The organism is Halopseudomonas sp. (assembly GCF_036960865.1).
Taxonomy (GTDB): domain Bacteria; phylum Pseudomonadota; class Gammaproteobacteria; order Pseudomonadales; family Pseudomonadaceae; genus Halopseudomonas.
Genome location: NZ_JBALWE010000002.1, coordinates 96,883 through 115,572, shown reverse-complemented (window position 1 = coordinate 115,572; position 18,690 = coordinate 96,883). Strand labels below are relative to the sequence as shown.

At 58.7% G+C, this 18,690-nt stretch carries 20 protein-coding genes; 8 read left to right on the top strand and 12 right to left on the bottom strand.

Annotation, left to right across the window (positions count from 1 at the left end; all coding sequences use genetic code 11):
- Positions 1-11: 11 nt before the first annotated feature.
- From V7747_RS02950 to fabI, 5 genes are read left to right on the top strand one after another with little or no spacing between them, the layout of a single operon-like run.
- Positions 12-1,871 carry an extracellular solute-binding protein gene (locus V7747_RS02950; RefSeq protein ID WP_442909171.1) on the top strand — a complete coding sequence of 620 codons (1,860 nt, stop codon included), beginning with the start codon at positions 12-14 and terminating at the stop codon, positions 1,869-1,871.
- A 2-nt stretch (positions 1,872-1,873) separates the two neighbouring features.
- Complete coding sequence (locus V7747_RS02945) at positions 1,874-2,947, top strand: microcin C ABC transporter permease YejB (protein WP_335614571.1); 1,074 nt, start codon at positions 1,874-1,876, stop codon at positions 2,945-2,947.
- 11 nt (positions 2,948-2,958) lie between these two features.
- On the top strand, positions 2,959-3,981 hold the full coding sequence (locus V7747_RS02940; protein WP_335614884.1) for an ABC transporter permease: 1,023 nt from the start codon (positions 2,959-2,961) through the stop codon (positions 3,979-3,981).
- Position 3,982: 1 nt separating this feature from the next.
- Positions 3,983-5,614, top strand: coding sequence for an ABC transporter ATP-binding protein (locus V7747_RS02935; protein ID WP_335614570.1), 1,632 nt, complete (start codon positions 3,983-3,985; stop codon positions 5,612-5,614).
- A 17-nt stretch (positions 5,615-5,631) separates the two neighbouring features.
- Positions 5,632-6,426 (top strand): enoyl-ACP reductase FabI, encoded by a 795-nt coding sequence (fabI, locus tag V7747_RS02930; RefSeq protein ID WP_335614569.1) that lies wholly within the window; start codon positions 5,632-5,634, stop codon positions 6,424-6,426.
- Between the two features lie 56 nt (positions 6,427-6,482).
- Here fabI and V7747_RS02925 read toward each other — a convergent pair whose 3' ends face one another.
- The gene (locus tag V7747_RS02925) at positions 6,483-7,691 is read right to left on the bottom strand and encodes an ammonium transporter (RefSeq protein ID WP_335614568.1); all 1,209 of its coding nucleotides are present in this window, start codon (positions 7,689-7,691) and stop codon (positions 6,483-6,485) included.
- A 397-nt stretch (positions 7,692-8,088) separates the two neighbouring features.
- Between V7747_RS02925 and V7747_RS02920 the strand changes: the two genes are divergently transcribed.
- Positions 8,089-9,252, top strand: a complete 1,164-nt coding sequence (locus V7747_RS02920) for an EAL domain-containing protein (RefSeq protein WP_335614567.1) — start codon at positions 8,089-8,091, stop codon at positions 9,250-9,252.
- 2 nt (positions 9,253-9,254) lie between these two features.
- Here the strand turns inward: V7747_RS02920 and V7747_RS02915 are convergent, their stop codons facing one another.
- From V7747_RS02915 to V7747_RS02900, 4 genes are all read right to left on the bottom strand, one after another.
- The gene (locus V7747_RS02915; protein ID WP_335614566.1) at positions 9,255-10,478 is read right to left on the bottom strand and encodes a sensor histidine kinase; all 1,224 of its coding nucleotides are present in this window, start codon (positions 10,476-10,478) and stop codon (positions 9,255-9,257) included.
- A 113-nt stretch (positions 10,479-10,591) separates the two neighbouring features.
- Positions 10,592-11,263 (bottom strand): response regulator transcription factor, encoded by a 672-nt coding sequence (locus tag V7747_RS02910; RefSeq protein WP_335614565.1) that lies wholly within the window; start codon positions 11,261-11,263, stop codon positions 10,592-10,594.
- Positions 11,263-11,580 (bottom strand): PepSY domain-containing protein, encoded by a 318-nt coding sequence (locus V7747_RS02905; protein WP_335614564.1) that lies wholly within the window; start codon positions 11,578-11,580, stop codon positions 11,263-11,265. The genes V7747_RS02910 and V7747_RS02905 overlap by 1 nt, the downstream gene beginning before the upstream one ends.
- A complete protein-coding gene (locus V7747_RS02900) occupies positions 11,573-11,881 on the bottom strand; it encodes a PepSY domain-containing protein (RefSeq protein ID WP_335614563.1) in 309 nt (102 codons plus the stop codon). The genes V7747_RS02905 and V7747_RS02900 overlap by 8 nt, the downstream gene beginning before the upstream one ends.
- Positions 11,882-11,992: 111 nt before the next feature.
- On the opposite strand from V7747_RS02900, the gene V7747_RS02895 reads away from it, so the two are divergent.
- Positions 11,993-13,072, top strand: coding sequence for a patatin-like phospholipase family protein (locus V7747_RS02895; RefSeq protein ID WP_335614562.1), 1,080 nt, complete (start codon positions 11,993-11,995; stop codon positions 13,070-13,072).
- Positions 13,069-13,725 (top strand): class I SAM-dependent methyltransferase, encoded by a 657-nt coding sequence (locus V7747_RS02890; protein ID WP_335614561.1) that lies wholly within the window; start codon positions 13,069-13,071, stop codon positions 13,723-13,725. The genes V7747_RS02895 and V7747_RS02890 overlap by 4 nt, the downstream gene beginning before the upstream one ends.
- Positions 13,726-13,923: 198 nt before the next feature.
- Here the strand turns inward: V7747_RS02890 and V7747_RS02885 are convergent, their stop codons facing one another.
- From V7747_RS02885 to V7747_RS02855, 7 genes are all read right to left on the bottom strand, one after another.
- Complete coding sequence (locus tag V7747_RS02885; RefSeq protein WP_335614560.1) at positions 13,924-14,409, bottom strand: hypothetical protein; 486 nt, start codon at positions 14,407-14,409, stop codon at positions 13,924-13,926.
- 138 nt (positions 14,410-14,547) lie between these two features.
- Positions 14,548-14,967 (bottom strand): DUF7079 family protein, encoded by a 420-nt coding sequence (locus V7747_RS02880; protein WP_335614559.1) that lies wholly within the window; start codon positions 14,965-14,967, stop codon positions 14,548-14,550.
- Positions 14,968-14,990: 23 nt separating this feature from the next.
- Entirely contained in the window at positions 14,991-15,518 is a 528-nt protein-coding gene (locus V7747_RS02875) for a C40 family peptidase (protein WP_335614558.1), read from the bottom strand.
- A 90-nt stretch (positions 15,519-15,608) separates the two neighbouring features.
- The gene (locus tag V7747_RS02870) at positions 15,609-16,280 is read right to left on the bottom strand and encodes a DNA-3-methyladenine glycosylase I (protein WP_335614557.1); all 672 of its coding nucleotides are present in this window, start codon (positions 16,278-16,280) and stop codon (positions 15,609-15,611) included.
- A 28-nt stretch (positions 16,281-16,308) separates the two neighbouring features.
- Positions 16,309-17,133 (bottom strand): tRNA 2-thiocytidine(32) synthetase TtcA, encoded by an 825-nt coding sequence (gene ttcA, locus V7747_RS02865; RefSeq protein ID WP_335614556.1) that lies wholly within the window; start codon positions 17,131-17,133, stop codon positions 16,309-16,311.
- A gap of 113 nt (positions 17,134-17,246) precedes the next feature.
- The gene (locus tag V7747_RS02860; RefSeq protein WP_335614555.1) at positions 17,247-17,846 is read right to left on the bottom strand and encodes a Yip1 family protein; all 600 of its coding nucleotides are present in this window, start codon (positions 17,844-17,846) and stop codon (positions 17,247-17,249) included.
- Positions 17,847-17,982: 136 nt separating this feature from the next.
- Positions 17,983-18,600, bottom strand: coding sequence for a DNA-J related domain-containing protein (locus V7747_RS02855; protein WP_335614554.1), 618 nt, complete (start codon positions 18,598-18,600; stop codon positions 17,983-17,985).
- Between the last annotated feature and the right edge of the window lie 90 nt (positions 18,601-18,690).

Here is an 18,690-nt window from a genome sequence, read left to right as displayed (position 1 = left end):
AAGGTCGCTGAATGCATCTCTCGCTGAAATCCGCCTGCTTGGCGCTGCTCACCTGTTACACCGCTATGGCCCTGGCCGAGCCAACAGAATCGCACCACGCCCTGACCCTATACGATGAAGCGCCCAAATACGCAGCCGACTTTCAGCACTTCGACTACGTCAACCCGGACGCGCCCAAGGGCGGCACCCTGCGGCTGGCCGGCTTTGGTGGCTTTGACTCGCTCAACCCCTATATCAGCCGCGGCACAGCGGCAGATAACCTCGGGCTGATTTACGACACCCTGACCTTTCACGCCCTGGATGAACCTTTCACTGAGTACGGGCTGATCGCGCGCAGCATGGAAAAAGCCGAGGACGGCACCTGGGTGCGTTTTCACCTGCGCCCCGAGGCAAAATTTCATGATGGCGAGCAGATCACCGCCGACGACGTGGTGTTTACGTTCAACACCCTGATCAGCGATGGCGCGCCCTTCTACCGCGCCTATTACGGCGACGTCAAAGAAGTGGTTGCCGAAGATCCGCAGACCGTCATTTTCCGCTTTCATCACGGCAACAACCGCGAGTTGCCACTGGTATTGGGCCAGCTTCCGGTGCTGCCAAAACACTACTGGGAGGGTCGCGACTTTACCAAGGGCTCGCTCGATGTGCCCCTCGGCAGCGGCCCCTATCGGATAGACCAGGTGCGGCCAGGCCGCAGCATCACCTTCAAGCGCGACCCTGACTACTGGGCTGCCGACTTGCCAGTACAGCGCGGCTTCAACAACTTCGACCGCGTGATCACCGATTATTACCGCGACGGCAGCGTCACCCTGGAGGCCTTCAAGGCCGGACAGTTCGACTTCAACAAGGAGCTGGCAGCGAAGAACTGGGCCATCGGCTATGAAAGCCCGGCCTTGAGCGCCGGCCGGATCATCAAGGAAGAAATCCCCAACAACAATACCCAGGGTATGCAGGGCTTTGTGTTCAATCTGCGCAAACCTTATTTCGAAGATGAGCGCGTGCGCGAGGCCATCAGCCTGCTGTTCGATTTTGAATGGGCCAACACCAAGCTATTTCACAATGCCTACACCCGCACTGCCAGCTATTTTGACAACTCCGAGCTGGCTGCCACCGGCGAGCCAGACGCCGCCGAGCTGGAGCTGCTGATCCCGCTACGCGAACAACTGCCCAAAGCCACCTTCGGCCCGGCCTATGTGCCACCGAAAACCGATGGCAGCGGCAGCGTGCGCGAACAGATGCGCGAGGCCTATGCGTTGCTGCAGGACGCCGGCTGGAAGATTGTTGATGACCAACTAGTGAATGCCAAGGGCGAACCGCTGACCTTCGAGTTTCTCCTGGTGCAGGCTGAGTTCGAACGCGTGCTATTACCGTTCAAACGCAATCTGGCATCCCTGGGCATCAACATGACCCTGCGCCGGGTAGATGTATCGCAATACATCAATCGCCTGCGTTCGCGCGATTTCGACATGATCGTCAGCGGCTTTGGCCAATCCAACTCACCCGGTAACGAGCAACGTGAGTACTGGCACTCGTCAAGCGCCGACAACCCCGGCAGCCGCAACCTGATGGGCCTGAAGGACCCAGCCGTTGACGCCCTGGTTGAAGGCTTGATCAAGGCCGATACCCGAGAGTCGCTGGTGACCCATACTCGCGCGCTGGATCGCGCACTACGCGCCAAGCACCTGGTGGTACCCAACTGGTACACCAACGTCTACCGCGTCGCCTACTGGGACAAGTTTGCCCACCCGGCCGTCTCGCCCAAGTATGACCTTGGTCTGTTCACCTGGTGGGTCGATCCGGCCAAGGCCGACAACCCGATTCCCAGCGATGAAGTACCTGCCGTGACCACGCCCGTCAGCGAGGACGAATAAGCATGCTGGCTTATATTGTTCGCCGCCTGCTGCTGATCATCCCCACCCTGTTCGGCATCCTGCTGATCAACTTTCTGATCATTCAGGCGGCCCCGGGTGGCCCGGTGGAGCAGATGATTGCCAACCTCGAAGGTTTTGAGGGCAGCGCGACCAGCCGCGTCTCCGGCGGCGGTGGTGAAGTCGCCAGCGGCGGCAACTACCGCGGCGCGCAGGGCCTGGACCCCGACATCATCAAGGAAATCGAGAAGATGTACGGCTTTGACAAGCCCGCGCATGAGCGTTTCTGGCTGATGATCAAGGGCTATCTGCAGTTCGACTTCGGCGACAGTTTCTTCCGCGATGCCAAAGTGACTGACCTCATTCTCGAGAAGATGCCAGTCTCCATCTCGCTTGGCCTATGGACGACGCTCATCACCTACCTGATATCCATTCCCCTGGGCATTCGCAAGGCCATCAAACACGGCTCGGCGTTCGATATCTGGACCAGCTCGCTGATCATTGTCGGTTACGCGATTCCCGGCTTCCTGCTGGCCATCCTGCTGATTGTGCTCTTTGCCGGCGGCAGCTATCTGGATTGGTTCCCGTTGCGTGGACTGACCTCCAACAATTTTGACCAAATGAGTACCTGGGAGCAGATCGGCGACTACTTCTGGCACATGGTACTGCCGATCTTTGCCATGGTAGTCGGCAGTTTCGCCACCCTGACCATGCTGACCAAAAACTGCTTTCTGGATGAGATCGGCAAACAGTACGTGACTACGGCAAGGGCCAAGGGGTTGACCGAAAGCCGCGTGCTCTATGGCCACGTATTCCGCAACGCCATGCTGCTGATCATTGCCGGCTTTCCTTCGGCTTTGATCAGTATCTTTTTCACCGGCTCATTGCTGATCGAGGTGATCTTCTCGCTGGACGGGCTGGGGCTGCTGGGCTTCGAGGCAGCCATCAATCGCGATTACCCGGTCATGTTCGGCACCCTGTTCATTTTCACCCTGCTGGGTCTGGTAGTGAAACTGATCGGTGATATCACCTACACCCTGGTGGACCCGCGCATCGACTTTGACAGCAGGGAGGGTTGAGCATGCAACTGATCAAACTGTCCCCGCTCAATCAACGCCGCTTTGCGCGCTTTCGTGCCAACAAGCGCGGCTGGTGGTCGCTGCACATCTTTATGCTGCTCTTTGTACTCAGCCTGGGTGCCGAGTTGATAGCCAACGACAAGCCCCTTGCCGTGGGCTATCAGGGCGAGCTGTTCTTCCCGGTGTTCGAGCGCTACCCGGAGACCGCCTTCGGTGGCGACTTCCCCATCGAGGCGGACTATCGCAGCCCTTACATCCAGCAGCTGATTGAAGAAGAAGGCGACGGCTGGATGCTCTGGCCGCCCATCCCCTATCACTACGGCACCATTAACTACGATCTGGATGTCCCCGCCCCGGCTCCCCCTTCTGCCGACAACTGGCTGGGCACCGACGATCAGGCCCGCGATGTGATGTCACGGGTCATCTACGGCTTCCGCATTTCCGTCCTCTTTGCCCTGACGCTGACTATCTTCAGCTCGATTATCGGTGTCATCGCCGGTGCCATTCAGGGCTTCTACGGCGGACGAATCGACTTGATCGGGCAACGCTTCATCGAGGTCTGGTCCGGCCTGCCGGTACTCTATCTGCTGATCATTCTGGCCAGCTTCGTGCAACCCAATTTCTGGTGGTTGCTCGGTATCATGCTGCTGTTTTCGTGGATGTCGCTGGTGGATGTGGTGCGCGCCGAGTTCCTGCGTGGCCGTAACCTCGAGTACGTGCGCGCGGCACGAGCGCTCGGCGCCAGCAACAGCGTGATCATGTTCCGCCACATTCTGCCCAACGCCATGGTGGCTACGCTCACCTTCTTCCCGTTCATTCTGACCGGCGGCGTGATCACCCTGACCTCGCTGGACTTTCTGGGCTTTGGCCTGCCACCGGGTTCGCCCTCACTGGGTGAGCTCATCGCCCAGGGTAAGGCCAACCTACAGGCCCCGTGGCTAGGGCTCACCGCTTTCGTTGTGCTGTCTCTCATGTTGAGTCTGCTGGTCTTCATCGGCGAGGCCCTGCGTGACGCCTTCGATCCAAGGAAATGAGATGACCGACACCCCATTGATCAGCATCCGCAATCTGAGCGTCGCCTTTAATCAGGGCAAAGAGCAGGTCACTGCAGTGCACAACGTTAGTTTCGATATCCGCTCAGGCCAGACCCTGGCTCTGGTGGGTGAAAGCGGCTCGGGCAAATCGGTCACCGCGCACTCGATTCTGCGCCTGCTGCCCTACCCTGCGGCCAGCCATCCCAGCGGCGAGATATTCTACGCTGGCCAGGACCTGCTGAAAGCCGATGAAAAGAGTCTGCGCAAGGTGCGCGGCAATCGCATCTCGATGATCTTTCAGGAGCCCATGAGCTCACTCAACCCACTGCACACCGTGGAGCGGCAAATTAACGAGGTGCTGGCCCTGCACAAGGGCCTGAACAAGAAGGAAGCCCGCGCCCGCACGCTAGAACTGCTAGGTTTGGTCGGCATACCCGAACCGGAAAAGCGCCTGGCCTCATACCCCCATGAGCTGTCTGGCGGACAACGCCAGCGCGTAATGATCGCCATGGCGCTGGCCAATGAACCCGAGCTGCTGATCGCCGACGAGCCGACCACCGCGCTGGATGTGACGGTACAGCTGAAGATCCTCGATCTACTCAAGGAGCTGCAGCAAAAATTGGGCATGGCGCTGCTGCTGATCAGCCACGACCTCAACCTGGTACGCAAAATTGCGCACCGGGTATGTGTCATGTATCAGGGTCGCGTCGTCGAAGAGAACGATTGCACCACATTGTTCGGGGCGCCACAGCACGAGTACACCCGGCAGTTGCTGGCCGCCGACCCCAGTGGGGAGCCGGTGCCTGTGCAGCCGGGAGCAGAAGAGATTCTGCGTGCGGAAAATCTGCGCGTCTGGTTCCCGATCAAAAAAGGCGTGCTCAAGCGCACTGTGGATCACGTCAAGGCGGTTACCGATATCAGCTTCAGCCTGCCAGCCGGGCAAACACTCGGCATTGTCGGTGAGAGCGGTTCGGGCAAGACAACCCTGGGTATGGCGCTGCTGCGGCTGCTCGACAGCCAGGGCGTTATCGAGTGCAATGGCAAGCGGCTGGATAACCTCAGCCAAAATGAGGTGCGGCCTTTGCGGCGGGAGTTTCAGGTGGTCTTTCAGGACCCCTTTGGCAGTCTCAGCCCGCGCATGTCGATCGGCCAGATCATCAGCGAAGGGCTGGAGATTCACCGCATCGGCACCGCCGCAGAACGTGAGCAGATGGTGATTCAGGCGTTGCAGGAGGTCGGGCTCAACCCTGATACCCGGCACCGCTACCCGCACGAGTTTTCCGGTGGGCAACGCCAACGCGTTTCCATCGCGCGGGCGCTGGTGTTGAAGCCAAAGCTGATCCTGCTGGACGAGCCAACCTCGGCGCTGGATCGGACCGTACAGGGGCAGGTAGTGGAGCTGCTGCGCGATCTGCAGCAAAAGTACAATTTGAGTTATTTGTTTATCAGCCACGATCTGGCGGTGGTAAAGGTCCTCAGTCACCAACTGATGGTCATTCGCCAGGGGCAGGTAGTCGAACAGGGGCCGGCAGACGAGATTTTTGCCTCACCGCAGCATGACTATACTCGTCAGTTGCTGGATGCGGCTTTTGCCATACCCAACACCCTTAACAAGGCCACGACGGCCCAGTAACGAAACAGGAAAGCACTATGGGATTTCTCAGCGGAAAGCGTGTACTCATCGTTGGCGTCGCCAGCAAACTCTCCATTGCCTCCGGCATTGCCGCCGCCATGCACCGCGAAGGCGCTGAACTGGCCTTCACCTACCAGAACGAAAAGCTCAAGGCGCGGGTCGAGGAATTTGCCGCCGGCTGGGGCTCGGGTCCTGAGCTGTGCTTCCCCTGTGACGTAGCCGACGACGCCGAGATCGAACAGGTCTTCGTCGAACTGGGCAAGAAGTGGGATGGTCTGGACTGTATCGTACACTCGGTCGGCTTTGCTCCAGGCGATCAGCTCGATGGCAACTTCGCCGAAGTTACCACCCGTGAAGGCTTTCGCATTGCCCACGATATCAGCGCCTACAGCTTCGTAGCGCTGGCCAAGGCCGGCCGTAAGATGATGAAGGGCCGCAACGGCAGCCTGCTGACGCTGTCGTATCTGGGCGCCGAGCGCACCATGCCCAACTACAACGTCATGGGCATGGCCAAAGCCAGCCTGGAAGCCGGTGTACGCTACCTGGCTACCAGCCTTGGCCCGGAAGGCACCCGCGTCAATGCGATCTCTGCTGGTCCGATTCGCACCCTCGCCGCCTCCGGCATCAAGAGCTTCCGCAAGATGCTGGCTCACAATGCCGCACAAACACCGCTACGCCGCAACGTGACCATCGAAGAAGTCGGCAACGTTGGCGCCTTCCTCTGCTCCGATCTGGCGTCCGGCATGTCGGGCGAGATTACCTACGTCGACGGTGGCTTCAACATCACTGCCATGGGTGGATTGGAAGACTAAGCCTGCTGCTGGCATACAAAAACCGGGCCTGGCCCGGTTTTTGTATGCCCCAAGTATCAGTCCTCCGAGACAGCACCAATCTTGTGGATCGACAGGTCGGCGCCCTGGAACTCGTCCTCCTCGCTCAAGCGAATGCCTACACTCGCCTTGATCACGCCGTACACCAGCAGCCCACCTACCAACGCCACCACGACGCCAGCCAGGCTACCCAGCAACTGCGACACGAAACTCACACCGCCCAGCCCACCGAAGGCTTGCAGACCGAAGATACCCGCGGCCAGGCCACCCCACACGCCGCAGAGACCGTGCAATGGCCAAACACCCAGCACGTCGTCGATCTTGAAGCGGTTCTGCGTGAGAATAAAGGTCCAGACAAACAGACCGCCCGCCACGACCCCGGTAGCCAGCGCGCCCAGCGGATGCATCAAATCAGAACCGGCACACACCGCTACCAGGCCAGCCAAAGGACCATTATGAATAAAGCCAGGGTCTGCTCGGCCGACTGCGAGGGCCGCCAGCGTTCCGCCCACCATGGCCATCAATGAATTAACGGCTACCAGGCCGCTGATGCCGTCCAGCGTTTGTGCCGACATGACATTGAAGCCAAACCACCCGATCGAGAGAATCCAGGCCCCCAGTGCCAAAAAGGGAATATTGGATGGCGGCATTGCGACCACGTGCCCTTCACGGTAGCGTCCGCGCCGCGCACCCAATAGCAGGACCGCACCCAGCGCCAGCCAGCCGCCAACCGCATGAACCACTACAGACCCGGCAAAGTCGTGGAAAGGCGCGCCAAAACTGGCCTCCAACCAGGCCTGAAAACCGTAATTACCGTTCCAGACAATCCCCTCAAAGAAGGGGTACACCAGGCCGACGATCAATAGCGACGCGCACAACTGAGGCGCAAACTTGGCGCGCTCGGCAATACCGCCAGAGATAATCGCCGGAATGGCAGCGGCGAAGGTCATCAGAAAGAAGAACTTGACCAGCGCGTAGCCGTTATTTTCCGACAGCGTTGCAGCATCGGTAAAAAAGTTGGCACCGTAGGCTATCCAGTAACCCACGAAGAAATACGCCAGACAGGAAATCGCAAAGTCACTGATGATCTTGGAGAGTGCGTTGACCTGATTCTTCTGACGTACGGTGCCAACCTCTAGAAAGGCAAAGCCGGCGTGCATTGCCAGCACCATGATGGCGCCCATGAGAATAAACAGGGTATTGGCGCCGTGGACAAGCGTCTCCACGGCGCTGCTCAGGTTTTCCATTCAGACAGCCTCGCTAAAAATTACTCAAAAACGCACTTTATTTGTGCATGAATAGGTCGCCTGTTCCATGCTGGTGCCGTACACAGGCAGAGGTAGAAATACCTCAACCCACATACAGTCCCGCCAGGCTTGGTTTTATTTTTTACTATCAATTACTTATTGCTATACGCTGGGTGTTGTCACGAGCACAAAGCACCGCATTAGGGCGCTACGCACCAGCGACATCCCCTAATTAGTGCAAATGACGTACCAGATCGACTGGGATATGCACTGATATTGCACTTGCGCGCCCTCATCATCCGCGCTTTGCTACCCGCGCCAGAGGGCAAGCGCGCTGCGTGGGCTTGGCTATAATCTTGCATACACCTAGCGGCCCAAATTCGACCCGGAGAATAATGTGTTTAATGGTCAGCCCCTGCCGTACTTCCAACCCCTGATCGACACCGCAACAGGACGCATTGCCGGTTATGAGGCACTCGCCCGTCTGCGCGACGACGATGGCAATGTGACCAGTGCCGGGCCCCTGTTTACCGACCCTGAGGTCAACCCCGCAGATCTGCGCGAGCTGGATCGCTGTATTCGTCGCATGGCCCTGGAGCGCTTCCGCGATACCCCTGACGGCTTCATCAGCCTGAACATTTCACCCTCTTGGGTAAGCCAGCTGCAGCCAGGCATGCCGCTTCCCAGCCTGCAATTGTTGGAAGAAATTGGCCTGCCTGCCGATCAAGTGGTCTTCGAAATCACCGAGCTCCAGGGCAGCATCGAGCAACTGCGTGATGTAGTGCAGCGCTACCGACAAGCCGGCATACGGATTGCCATCGACGACTTTGGTGCAGGCTACTCGATGCTCGATCGCGTTCTGGCGCTAGAGCCCGACATTCTGAAGCTGGATATCCAGTTGTTCCGCAAAGCGGCCAGCGGCAACGGTAATAGCGGTGATTTTGTTCGAGCGCTCGCCTTGATGGCGGAAAAAAGTGGCTGCTGGATCATTGCCGAAGGTGTGGAGACGGAGCAGGAACTGCATTTCGCACTGGAGTGCGGCGCGCGCTATGTGCAGGGCTATCTGTTTGGCAGACCGGATGAGAACTTTCTGCCCGCGGAGTCGGTTCAGCAGCAGTTTTCCGAGATGCGCGACCACTATGTGCATGAGAAGCTGGCTGAACGAGAAAAACTGGCCAACCTGCGCAAGTCGCTGGCCTGTCTTTTTGCGGATTTGCGTGTCTGGCTGAGCAAGGGCGCGCAGCCAGCTCATCTGCCTTCACCTGAGGATTACCCGTGGCTACTACGCTGTTTTCTCTGCGATGCACATGGCACGCAAATCTCGCCCAACTATGAGTGGAAGGGTGACGCTTGGCATACCGACCCCCGCTACCTCGACCACAACTGGTCGTGGCGCCCCTACTTCTACCAGATTCTGGCCGAGGCTGGCGAAGACAGCAGGGTGATACTGTCCAACCGTTACCGAGATGCCACCACCAACCAGTACTGCCTGACCTCTGGCCTGTTTATTGATGACAGCCGGCACCTGCTGCTGGTCGATATCGACACCTCGTTTCTCTGAGGTTACGGCCGCTGTGCGCCACGCTTTGACTCGGCGCGCAGCGGCAGCCGCACTTCAACCAGCAAACCTCCCAGCGTAGCCTCCGACAGCTCGAGCTCGCCATCGTAGGCCTGTACTAGGTCCAATACGATACCAAGCCCCAGACCATGCCCTGGCACCTGCTGATCGAGACGTGTGCCGCGCTCCAGCACCTCTGCCCGCGCCTGCGGTGCAATACCCGGCCCGTCATCGGCGACTTGTAGTAACAACCCCTCGGCATTCAGCAGCCAACGCACTTCGACCCGGTTCTGCGACCACTTGCAGGCATTGTCGATCAGGTTGCCCAACAGCTCTTGCATATCCTCACGGTCATAGGGCCAGCTGGCAGCCGGCCCAGCCAGCAGCTGAATATCGCGCTGCGGATAGAGCGACTGCAGGGTTGCCATCAGCGGTGGCAGGTCAGTGCCGGAGTGAAATCGCTCGCCACGTTGCTGTTCCGGCGCCAGTCGCGCACGCTGCAGAGTGCGCTCCAGTTGCCGGTGCATCAAATCCAGCTGCTCACGCAGCGGCAGCAGTTGGTCCGGGGGCAGGTTAGTACTCAGGTTGTCCAGACGGCTTTCCAGTACGGCGAGCGGGGTTTTCAACGCATGGCCAAGGTCGCCTGCGCTACTGCGGCTGCGCTCCAGCACGCGCTCGATCTGCCTGCCCAAATGGTTTATCTCGGTAACCAGGGGCGTTAATTCCAGGGGTACCGCCTCGTTCAGCTGCAAACGTTCACCGCTGCGCCATTCAGCCAGCTCCCTGCGCGCCCGGCGGAGCGGGCGTAGCGCATAGAGCAGTACCCCTTGCTGCAGGATAAGCGCAACACAGATGACCGCCGCCCCCAGCCCCCATAACCACCAGCGTGCCTGCTTGAAGGCCACCAGCAGCGGCTGATAATCCAGCGCAACCGTGATGGTGAGGGGTTCACCGTGGCTCAGATACTGCTGAGATAGCACCAGCAATTGCTGCCCTTTGGGGCCCGGCACCAGCTCTGTGGTTGGCTCATCGGCGATGCCCACTGCACTTAGCCGCTGATCCCACAGCGAGCGAGAGCGCCAGCGCTCGCTCCCCTCGACGATGAAATAGCGTCCAGAATATGGCCGGCGGTAGTCGGGGTCGACCTTGCTGAGATCCAGGTAAGCGCCGCTACTGCCGGGGGTCATGGCCGCCAGCAGACTATCGGTCTCACTCTGCAGAAGGGTCATCAGATAGCTGCGTTGTGCATGATCGTACAACCAGACGCTACCCTGCCCGATCAAAACCACACTGCACAACATGATCAGCAGAAGACTCACCCCCAGACGGCGCCCGATTGAAATCAACTGTCGTGACCTACCAGAATGTAACCTTGGCCGCGTCGCGTAGTGATCGCGCTGCGGCCGAGTTTGCTACGCAAATGGTTGATCTGTACCTCAATGACGTTGGAATCGCGCTCATCTTCGTACTCGTAAAGATGTTCAGCCAGGCGCGTCTTCGACAGCACCTGGCCATGGTTGAGCATCATGTAGCGCAACAGCTTGAACTCGGTAGCCGATAGCTCTGTCGCCGCCAGGCCGCTACCGCTGACCTGCTGGGTGGATTCATCCAAAGCCAGGCCGCAGGCCTGCAGCAATGCGTTGGGCTCGCGTCCATGGGCGCGGCGCAGCAGCCCCTGAATGCGCAGCAGCAGCTCTTCGTTGTGAAAAGGTTTGGTCAGGTAATCGTCGGCGCCAGCCTGCAAGCCGGCGACGCGCTCGGTCCAGCGGCTGCGCGCGGTCAGCATCAATACCGGCATCCCCTGTCCGCCCTCACGCCAATGCTGTACCACCTGCAAGCCGTCCATACCTGGCAAACCCAGGTCAACGATGGCCAAGTCGTAGGGTTCCTGCTCTCCCAGAACCAGCGCATCCCGCCCATCGGTGCGCCAGTCCACGGCATACCCGGCACGCTTGAGCAGGGTAGTCAGCGAATCGGCGAGTGCCACGTTATCCTCGACCAGCAGTATTCGCATCAATCGTCCTCTTCCACCTCAAGCAGCTCTCCGCTGAGCGCATTGTATTCCAGCTCCATCACCTTGCGTTGCCGGGTTATCACCTCAATTTCATAGATATAGAGCCCGTCTTCGAACTCGAGTTCAGCTTCCAGAAAACGGCCGGGATAACGTGCCAGCGCATCGTCGATAAACTGCTGCAGCGGTGCAATACGGCCTTGCTCAACCAGCTGCAGCACCTGATCCTGGCCGATATCGTCAGCCTGGGCACCAGGCACAAACGCAAAAAGGCCCAGCATCAGAATGCCGGGCCACTGCAGCGCAGGATGATCAATCATCCTGCTTGTGTTCGAGTACTTCGCCATTGCTGGCATCCAGGTCAACATCCCACTCCTGGCCCTGAGCGTCCTTGATCTCGACCTGATAGACATAGCGGCCGTAATGCTTGTCCAGATCGGTATCGGTGATGGTGCCGGGCTGTACACTCAACGCCTTCTCATTAAGCTCTTCAAACTGCTTGATGGTACCCTGTTCGATCAATTGATTGGCTTCGTCCAGACGCACATCATCGTCTGCCAGAACCGCAGCGCTGCTCAAGCCAAAAAACAGTGCGCTCGTCAGTAGAATTGCGTTTTTCATCGTGGTTACCTCTGTCGTTTTAGGGTGTAGACGCAGAGTATAGTTATTAGCTGAAGCCAAACTTAAAATGCTCCATTGACCTTACATGCTGTTGAAAGGAACTGCCGATACATGACTGCAATCCATGTTGCCGCCCCAGCATTGACGCTACGTGCAGGCCACAGGGCCATCGAACATATTCGCCAGAACGGGCTGCAACCGGCGGATGTACATATGATCCCCGGCGCCGCTGGGGGGCCCAAGGCCCTGGGCATCCAAGGACTGGATCTGGCGCTGTTCGGCGAATGGTTACCTCGTGCACCGCAGATGCGCAGTCTGATTGGCGCCTCGATCGGCAGCTGGCGCTTTGCCAGTGCCTGCATGCCAGACCCGGTGCATACTCTGCAACAGCTTGGCGAACTCTACACCAGCATGCGCTTCCCCAAAGGCGTGAGCATTCAGGGTATCAGCGCGGCCTGTGGCGACATGCTAGACGACCTGCTCGGCGGCCAGTTTGAAAGCATCCTCGGCAACCCGCACTACCACCTGAACATTGTGGTTGTTAAAAGCCTTGGACTGTTGCAGCACGATTCGCGCACTCGGTTGGGGCTGGGTTTGAGTGGCGTGATCGGCGCCAACCTGCTGGGCCGCCGGCATCTCGGCCGTTTTTTTGAGCGAGTGATTCTGCATGACCCGCGGCAACGCCCGGCACTGGACGATCTGCAGGATTTCAAGAGCAGTCACGTGCACCTGACGCCCGGCAACTTGCGCTCAGCGTTGCTGGCCTCTGGTTCAATTCCCATGGTGATGGAAGCCGTACGCGAGATTCCCGGTACCAGCGCCGGTGTCTACCGCGACGGCGGCCTGCTCGACTACCACCTCGACCTGCCCTACAAGGCGCCGGGTGTGGTGCTCTACCCCCACTTCTTGGATCGGGTGGTACCGGGCTGGTTCGACAAACCGTTACCCTGGCGCAAAGCCAATCCGCAACAGCTACGCGACGTGCTACTCGTGGCGCCCTCACGCGAGTATCTCGACACCCTGCCCTACCGCAAGCTGCCAGACCGCAAGGACTTCAACCGCTTCGTCTACGACGACGACGGTCGGGAAAAGTACTGGCGCAAGGCGATGAGTGAAAGCCAGCGGCTGGGTGACGAGTTTCTGCGGCTGGCAGACTCGGACGACCTGATTCGCCACATACAACCGCTATGACCGAGCCACCGGCCTACTCTCGCTGCCCGCTGTGCCAGGCTACTGCGCCCTGGTTCCATAGCGATGCGAAACGCCCCTATTACGCGTGTAGCGAATGCCTGATGGTGCACGTACCCGGTGCCTGGCATCTCAGCCCCGCGGCGGAGCGCGCTGAATACGACCGGCATGAAAACGACCCGCAGGATGAAGGCTATCGCCGCTTCCTCTCGCGCTTGGCCACGCCGTTACTGCAGCAGTTGCCGGCCGCGAGCCGTGGCCTGGATTTTGGTTGCGGCCCTGGTCCGGCGCTGGCGGCGATGCTACGCGAGGCCGGCCACACGGTGGCGCTGCACGATATCCACTATCAACCCAACCCCGCGGCGCTGAATGACCGCTGGGATTTCATCACCGCCACCGAGGTGGTTGAGCACCTCGCGCAACCCTTGTTGGTACTGGACCAACTGTGGGCGTGCCTGCAGCCCGGTGGCTGGCTGGGTCTCATGACCAAGCGCGTACGAGATCAGGACGCCTTCAAACGCTGGCATTACATAAACGACCCGACCCATATCTGCTTTTTCAGTGAGCGCAGCTTTGCCTGGCTGGCCACGCGCTGGAATGCGGAGCTGCAATTGATCGGTTCGGATGTGGTGCTGCTGCGCAAGGCGCAGCAATAGCGGTGACTATACTGGGCGCTGAACCAACGCCCAACGTCGGCAATAGCTGCTCTGATCGACAGTCCCAGCCGCGCCACTAGCAGCATGATAGGGCTTCGTGCGCTCCACACCGCAACTGAGTACCCTCCCGTCGCGCATCATGCGCCGGTAGTACATAACCTGAACGCACTACCGCACTAATCCGCGCACGGTGTCTGGCTACTTGTCGGCCATCCATTTGGCAACATCGCTACCCAAGGTATTGGTACACCGATACAGCACCGCGCAAGAGCCTTTGAAGGGACCAGAAAAACCGCCACTGGAATTGCGCGTCTCTCGGTAGCTGTCGACCAGTTGGCCGTCGTCATAAAGCTCGGCAATAACCGATACCGACTTTCGGTGACCAAGAAAAGCGTTGCCCGCGCTCAGCGCGTTGATAATCCGCAGCTTCAGCTGCTTGCCCGCCCCGGCGCTGGGCTCACCGTCCAGCGGCGTCACATACCAGCCGCTTTCCCGCAGATACTGCTCGGTTGAAGCGGAAAAACTGGAACCCAAATCGGCACATTCAGACAGGATATTGCCCGCAATCACATTCTCATCGTAATAAGCAGCGCTGCTGCTGACCGCTATCCGTCGGTCGTCCGCTACACCAACAGCGCAGGACAGCAGCCCAACCAAACCGAAAAAAAGCACGCTATATTTCATTATCCATTCCTTTTTGCTAATGCGTTCCACTCACTTGAGTGAAACTTTCCCTGCCCTGGCAAAAAGCTGGAAGCGGCGCTTACCGACCTCTTACCTGGGTACCCCCATACAACTGTTGGCCCAACAAAGGCGGTGCAATCACCTCTTGCCAGCCCGCTTGATCTGTTGATTGGACGGTCGCCGAAGACCGCCGTAACTGGCCGGCAGACACGCGGCGCACAGCTCCCATTGCGTCTCGATTTCCGTAATGACCTGGCTCACCGTTACCAGTGCAACAGAGGCATAGGCTCTCACTTCTCCTGCCGCGATGCCCGCTATCCGCTCACTCAGCCACTCATCGGTGAATCCGGCCCACTCCCCGGCCACCACTCGCAGGTTGTCACACAGGGCCGGGAATACCTCAAGCCAAAGCACCTTCAGCACTGCTTCGGGCGACAACCCGGATTCTATGATTCGGCGCGCCACAAAGCGATGCGTATCCGCGCCAATGTCAGTATCGAGGAAGAGTTCAGAGAAGGCAGCCCAGAGCGCAGCACGAGTGGCGATGGGCGGGGGCAAAGTGTCTTTGCCGGGCAAGAGAATTAATTGCTGCTGAGCACGCGCCGCGCACCCTTGTAAGTGCGCTGCCAGTAGCGCGCACCCAGCTCATCCACGCGCACAGCGCCACCGGTGCTGGGGGCGTGCAGAAAACGCCCTTCGCCGATGTAGATACCGGCATGGTTGACCCGTCCGCCATTCATTGCGAACAGCAGCAGGTCGCCTGGCACCAGAGCACTTTCGCTGGGTTTCGCAGTACGCATGGAGGTCAGGCCGGCAGTGGTGCGCGGTAAATTAACCCCAGCAGCCTCTCGGTACACATACTGAATCAGGCCGCTGCAATCGAAACCGGTATCAGGCGAGGTGCCGCCGTAGCGGTAGGGTGTACCGATCAGACTGAAGGCCTGAAAAACGATGTCGTTACCCAGAATGTCAGCCGAGTTGGATTGCGTGATATGCGGTAATGGGGTGCGCACGTTTGGCGTGGTCGCGGACACCGGCGCTTTGGGCGCGCTGCTGCAACCTGCCAGCACAGCCACAAAGAGAAATATCAGTAGAACGCCTGACCGCATCCGCTTACCTATGCAACAGTGAATTTGATTAAAAAATGTACGACATACCACGTCGTGTCAAGATTTTACTTTAACTAACTGTGCCAAGTCTCAGTGATTGACCGTAAAAGCCAACATTGCAGACAACTGGCAAAGCGGTCTGCCGCTCTCCTCCAGCCACTGATTGAAGGCCGCCTGTGCAGCGTTCTGGTCGCGCTGGCTGGTGGGCACCTTGTCGATGATGCCCTGCGCCTTGAGCGCGGCAACCACGTCATCGGTGGCAACCCAGGTGTCCTTGCCGACCATGCGCAAAAAACGCGGCACCGACTGTCCACCCAGTTGACTGCCCCTTTTGGCCAGCATGCGCCAAAGGCCCACAATGTCATCAACTGGCCAGTCCGCGATCAGTTGGCCCATGCTGCCGTACTCGGCGCGCACATCAAGTACCAGTTGCGCATTGCGCGGCACACTGCGCAGCTTGCCAAGATGCCGAATGATGCGCTTGTCGCCCATCAACCGCTCGAGGTGCTCAGCGCTCATGAGCACCACCTTTTCCGGGTCAAAGCCGAAAAACACTTCTTCAAAAGCGGGCCACTTGGCATCCACCAGGCTGTGCTTCAAACCGGCGCGAAACACCCGCAAAGCCATGGTCGAGAGGTAGCGATCATCGCTGATCTGGCGCAGCGCGTCAGACGATCTTGGCTCCGGCAGATGCGCCTCAAGCTCGGCACGCGAACCAAACCGGTTGAGACAGTAACTTTCCAGCCAGCGGTAATCCTGCACGATCAATGCACCCCGCTACAGTAATTCATCAGAGATTCATCACATTGAGGTAACGCGGCGCAACCGACTCATCGATACTCAGGCTGGCGAAGTCGAACAGTTTGGTATCGGCCAGCTGTGAAGGCTGAACATGCTGTAGCGAACGAAAGACGTTGTCCAGGCGACCCGGTGTCGCACGCTCCCAGCCTTGCAGCATTTCCTTGACCACCTTGCGTTGCAGGTTTTCCTGCGAGCCGCAGAGATTGCAGGGAATAATCGGGAAGCCCTGCAGCTCGGCGTAGGCCGCTATATCGTTTTCGTTGCAGTAGGCCAGCGGTCGAATGACCACGTTGCGGCCATCATCGGAACGCAGCTTCGGCGGCATGGCCTTGAGGTTGCCGCCGTAGAACATATTGAGGAAAAAGGTTTCGATGATGTCGTCGCGATGGTGCCCGAGCGCCATCTTGGTCGCCCCGATTTCATCGGCGAAGGTATAGAGATTGCCCCGGCGCAGCCGCGAGCAAAGCGAGCAGGTGGTTTTGCCCTCTGGCACCTTCTCCTTGACGATGGAGTAGGTATCGCGTTCCAGAATGTGATACGCCACACCGAGCTTCTCAAGGTAGGCCGGCAGCACCTCCTCCGGGAATCCTGGCTGCTTCTGATCCATGTTGACAGCCACCAGCTCGAACTTGATTGGCGCAACCTTCTGCAGGTGTAGCAACACATCCAGCAGTGTGTAACTGTCCTTGCCACCGGACAGGCAGACCATCACCTTGTCACCGTCTTCGATCATATTGTAGTCGGTCACCGCTTCGGCGGTGAGACGGCGCAGACGCTTCTGCAGTTTGTTCTGGTTGACGCTGAGATGGCTCATGGAGGGGCACACCGGAAAAGTAAAACGCGCATTTTACTGGAAACCGCTGTACATAAAAACAACAGCCCCTGCCGAGCGGCTCGGCAGGGGCTGTTGGGCAGCATAAAAAAGGTTTATCGCAGGTAGACCGGGCCGACCCCGAACCCCCAGAAGATAACCGAGGTTGCCATCATCGCGACCAGCACAACCAAGCCTACCGCCAGAATGGAGCTGGAGAACAGAAAGCCCTCGTCACTGGGGATGTCCATGAAGATCGGTATGCCCTGATACAGCAGATAAACGGTGTAGGCGACCGCCGCCGTCCCCACCAGCATGCCGAGCCAGAGGCTGGGATAGAGCGCCGCCAGACCGGCGATGAACAACGGCGTTGCGGTGTAGGCCGCAAACACCACGCAATCATTGAAGCTTGGAGTTGAATCGTAGGTCCGAGCCATCCAGTGAATGAAGGCGCCCATCACGGCGACGCCTGCCAACATGGCCAGATAGGACAATACCGTCATCGACAATGCACTGGACTGCGTCAGCTTGACCGCCTCCTGCGTGCCGATATACCAGCCAACCTGGGTAGTGCCTATATAGGCGGAGACTACCGGGATAGCGGCAAGAATCAGCACGTGGGTCAGGTACATGTGACCAATGCTTTCGTCCTCGCCCTTGATTTCTTTCCATTCCTCGTCGGGATGGGTGAATAACCCCAATACATGGTGGATCATGGTCTGACCTCCTAATTATTATTCAGCGCTCAAGGCAAACCCATAGCGCCACGGGCACCGGAATTTCAGCGCCCTGCATTGACTATAGCGAAAAAAAGAAAAGGCAAAACGGCTTTGCTTAGAGAGATTGGCAACTTCAATTTTTGCCGTAATAGCGTTCAAGAATTAGCATTGCCTGATTGATCTCCTGAACCCGCTCTGTACTGCCGCCCCTATCCGGGTGGTGCACGCTCACCAGCGCGCGATAGCGCTGCTTTACCGCATGGGCATCGGTCGGTTGCACCAGATCCAGGGTTGCCAGCGCCTGCTCCAGCTCTTCGGGCGCCACGCATCCTCCTCCCCGCCGGCGCCAAAAGCCATCCAGCAGGCGCTGCACGTCCTCAGCGTGGGTATCACGCCATTGCTGCCAATCCAGATAGTAGGCCCGCAGCGGATCAGTTTGCTGCAGCCCGGCCACGGACTCCGTCCGCGGCAGCAAACGAATGGACAGCGCATGGATCTGCATGCTCAGGCCCTCTGGCGCCAGTTCATCGGCCAACCGATAAAGCTGATGAAACAGCAGAAAGTGCAGCTGAAACAGGCGCAAGGGATCTTGCAATGCGCCGGGCTCGGCAAACAGAGAGTCGGGGAAACGGTCCGCCAGTTGCCGAATCAACTGATATTCGGTCAGCCCCTGGGGCGCCGCACGCAACTGGCCAAACAGTTCGGCGGCAAACCCGCCGGGTAATAACTGGTCCGCTTGAAGGTTATCCATCGCTGCAGTGTAACAGCCGCCTTGAGGGCAAACGAGCCAGCCTCTCGTGTAACCAAAGTGCCATTAAAGGTTAAAAGCGCTGTCATGAAA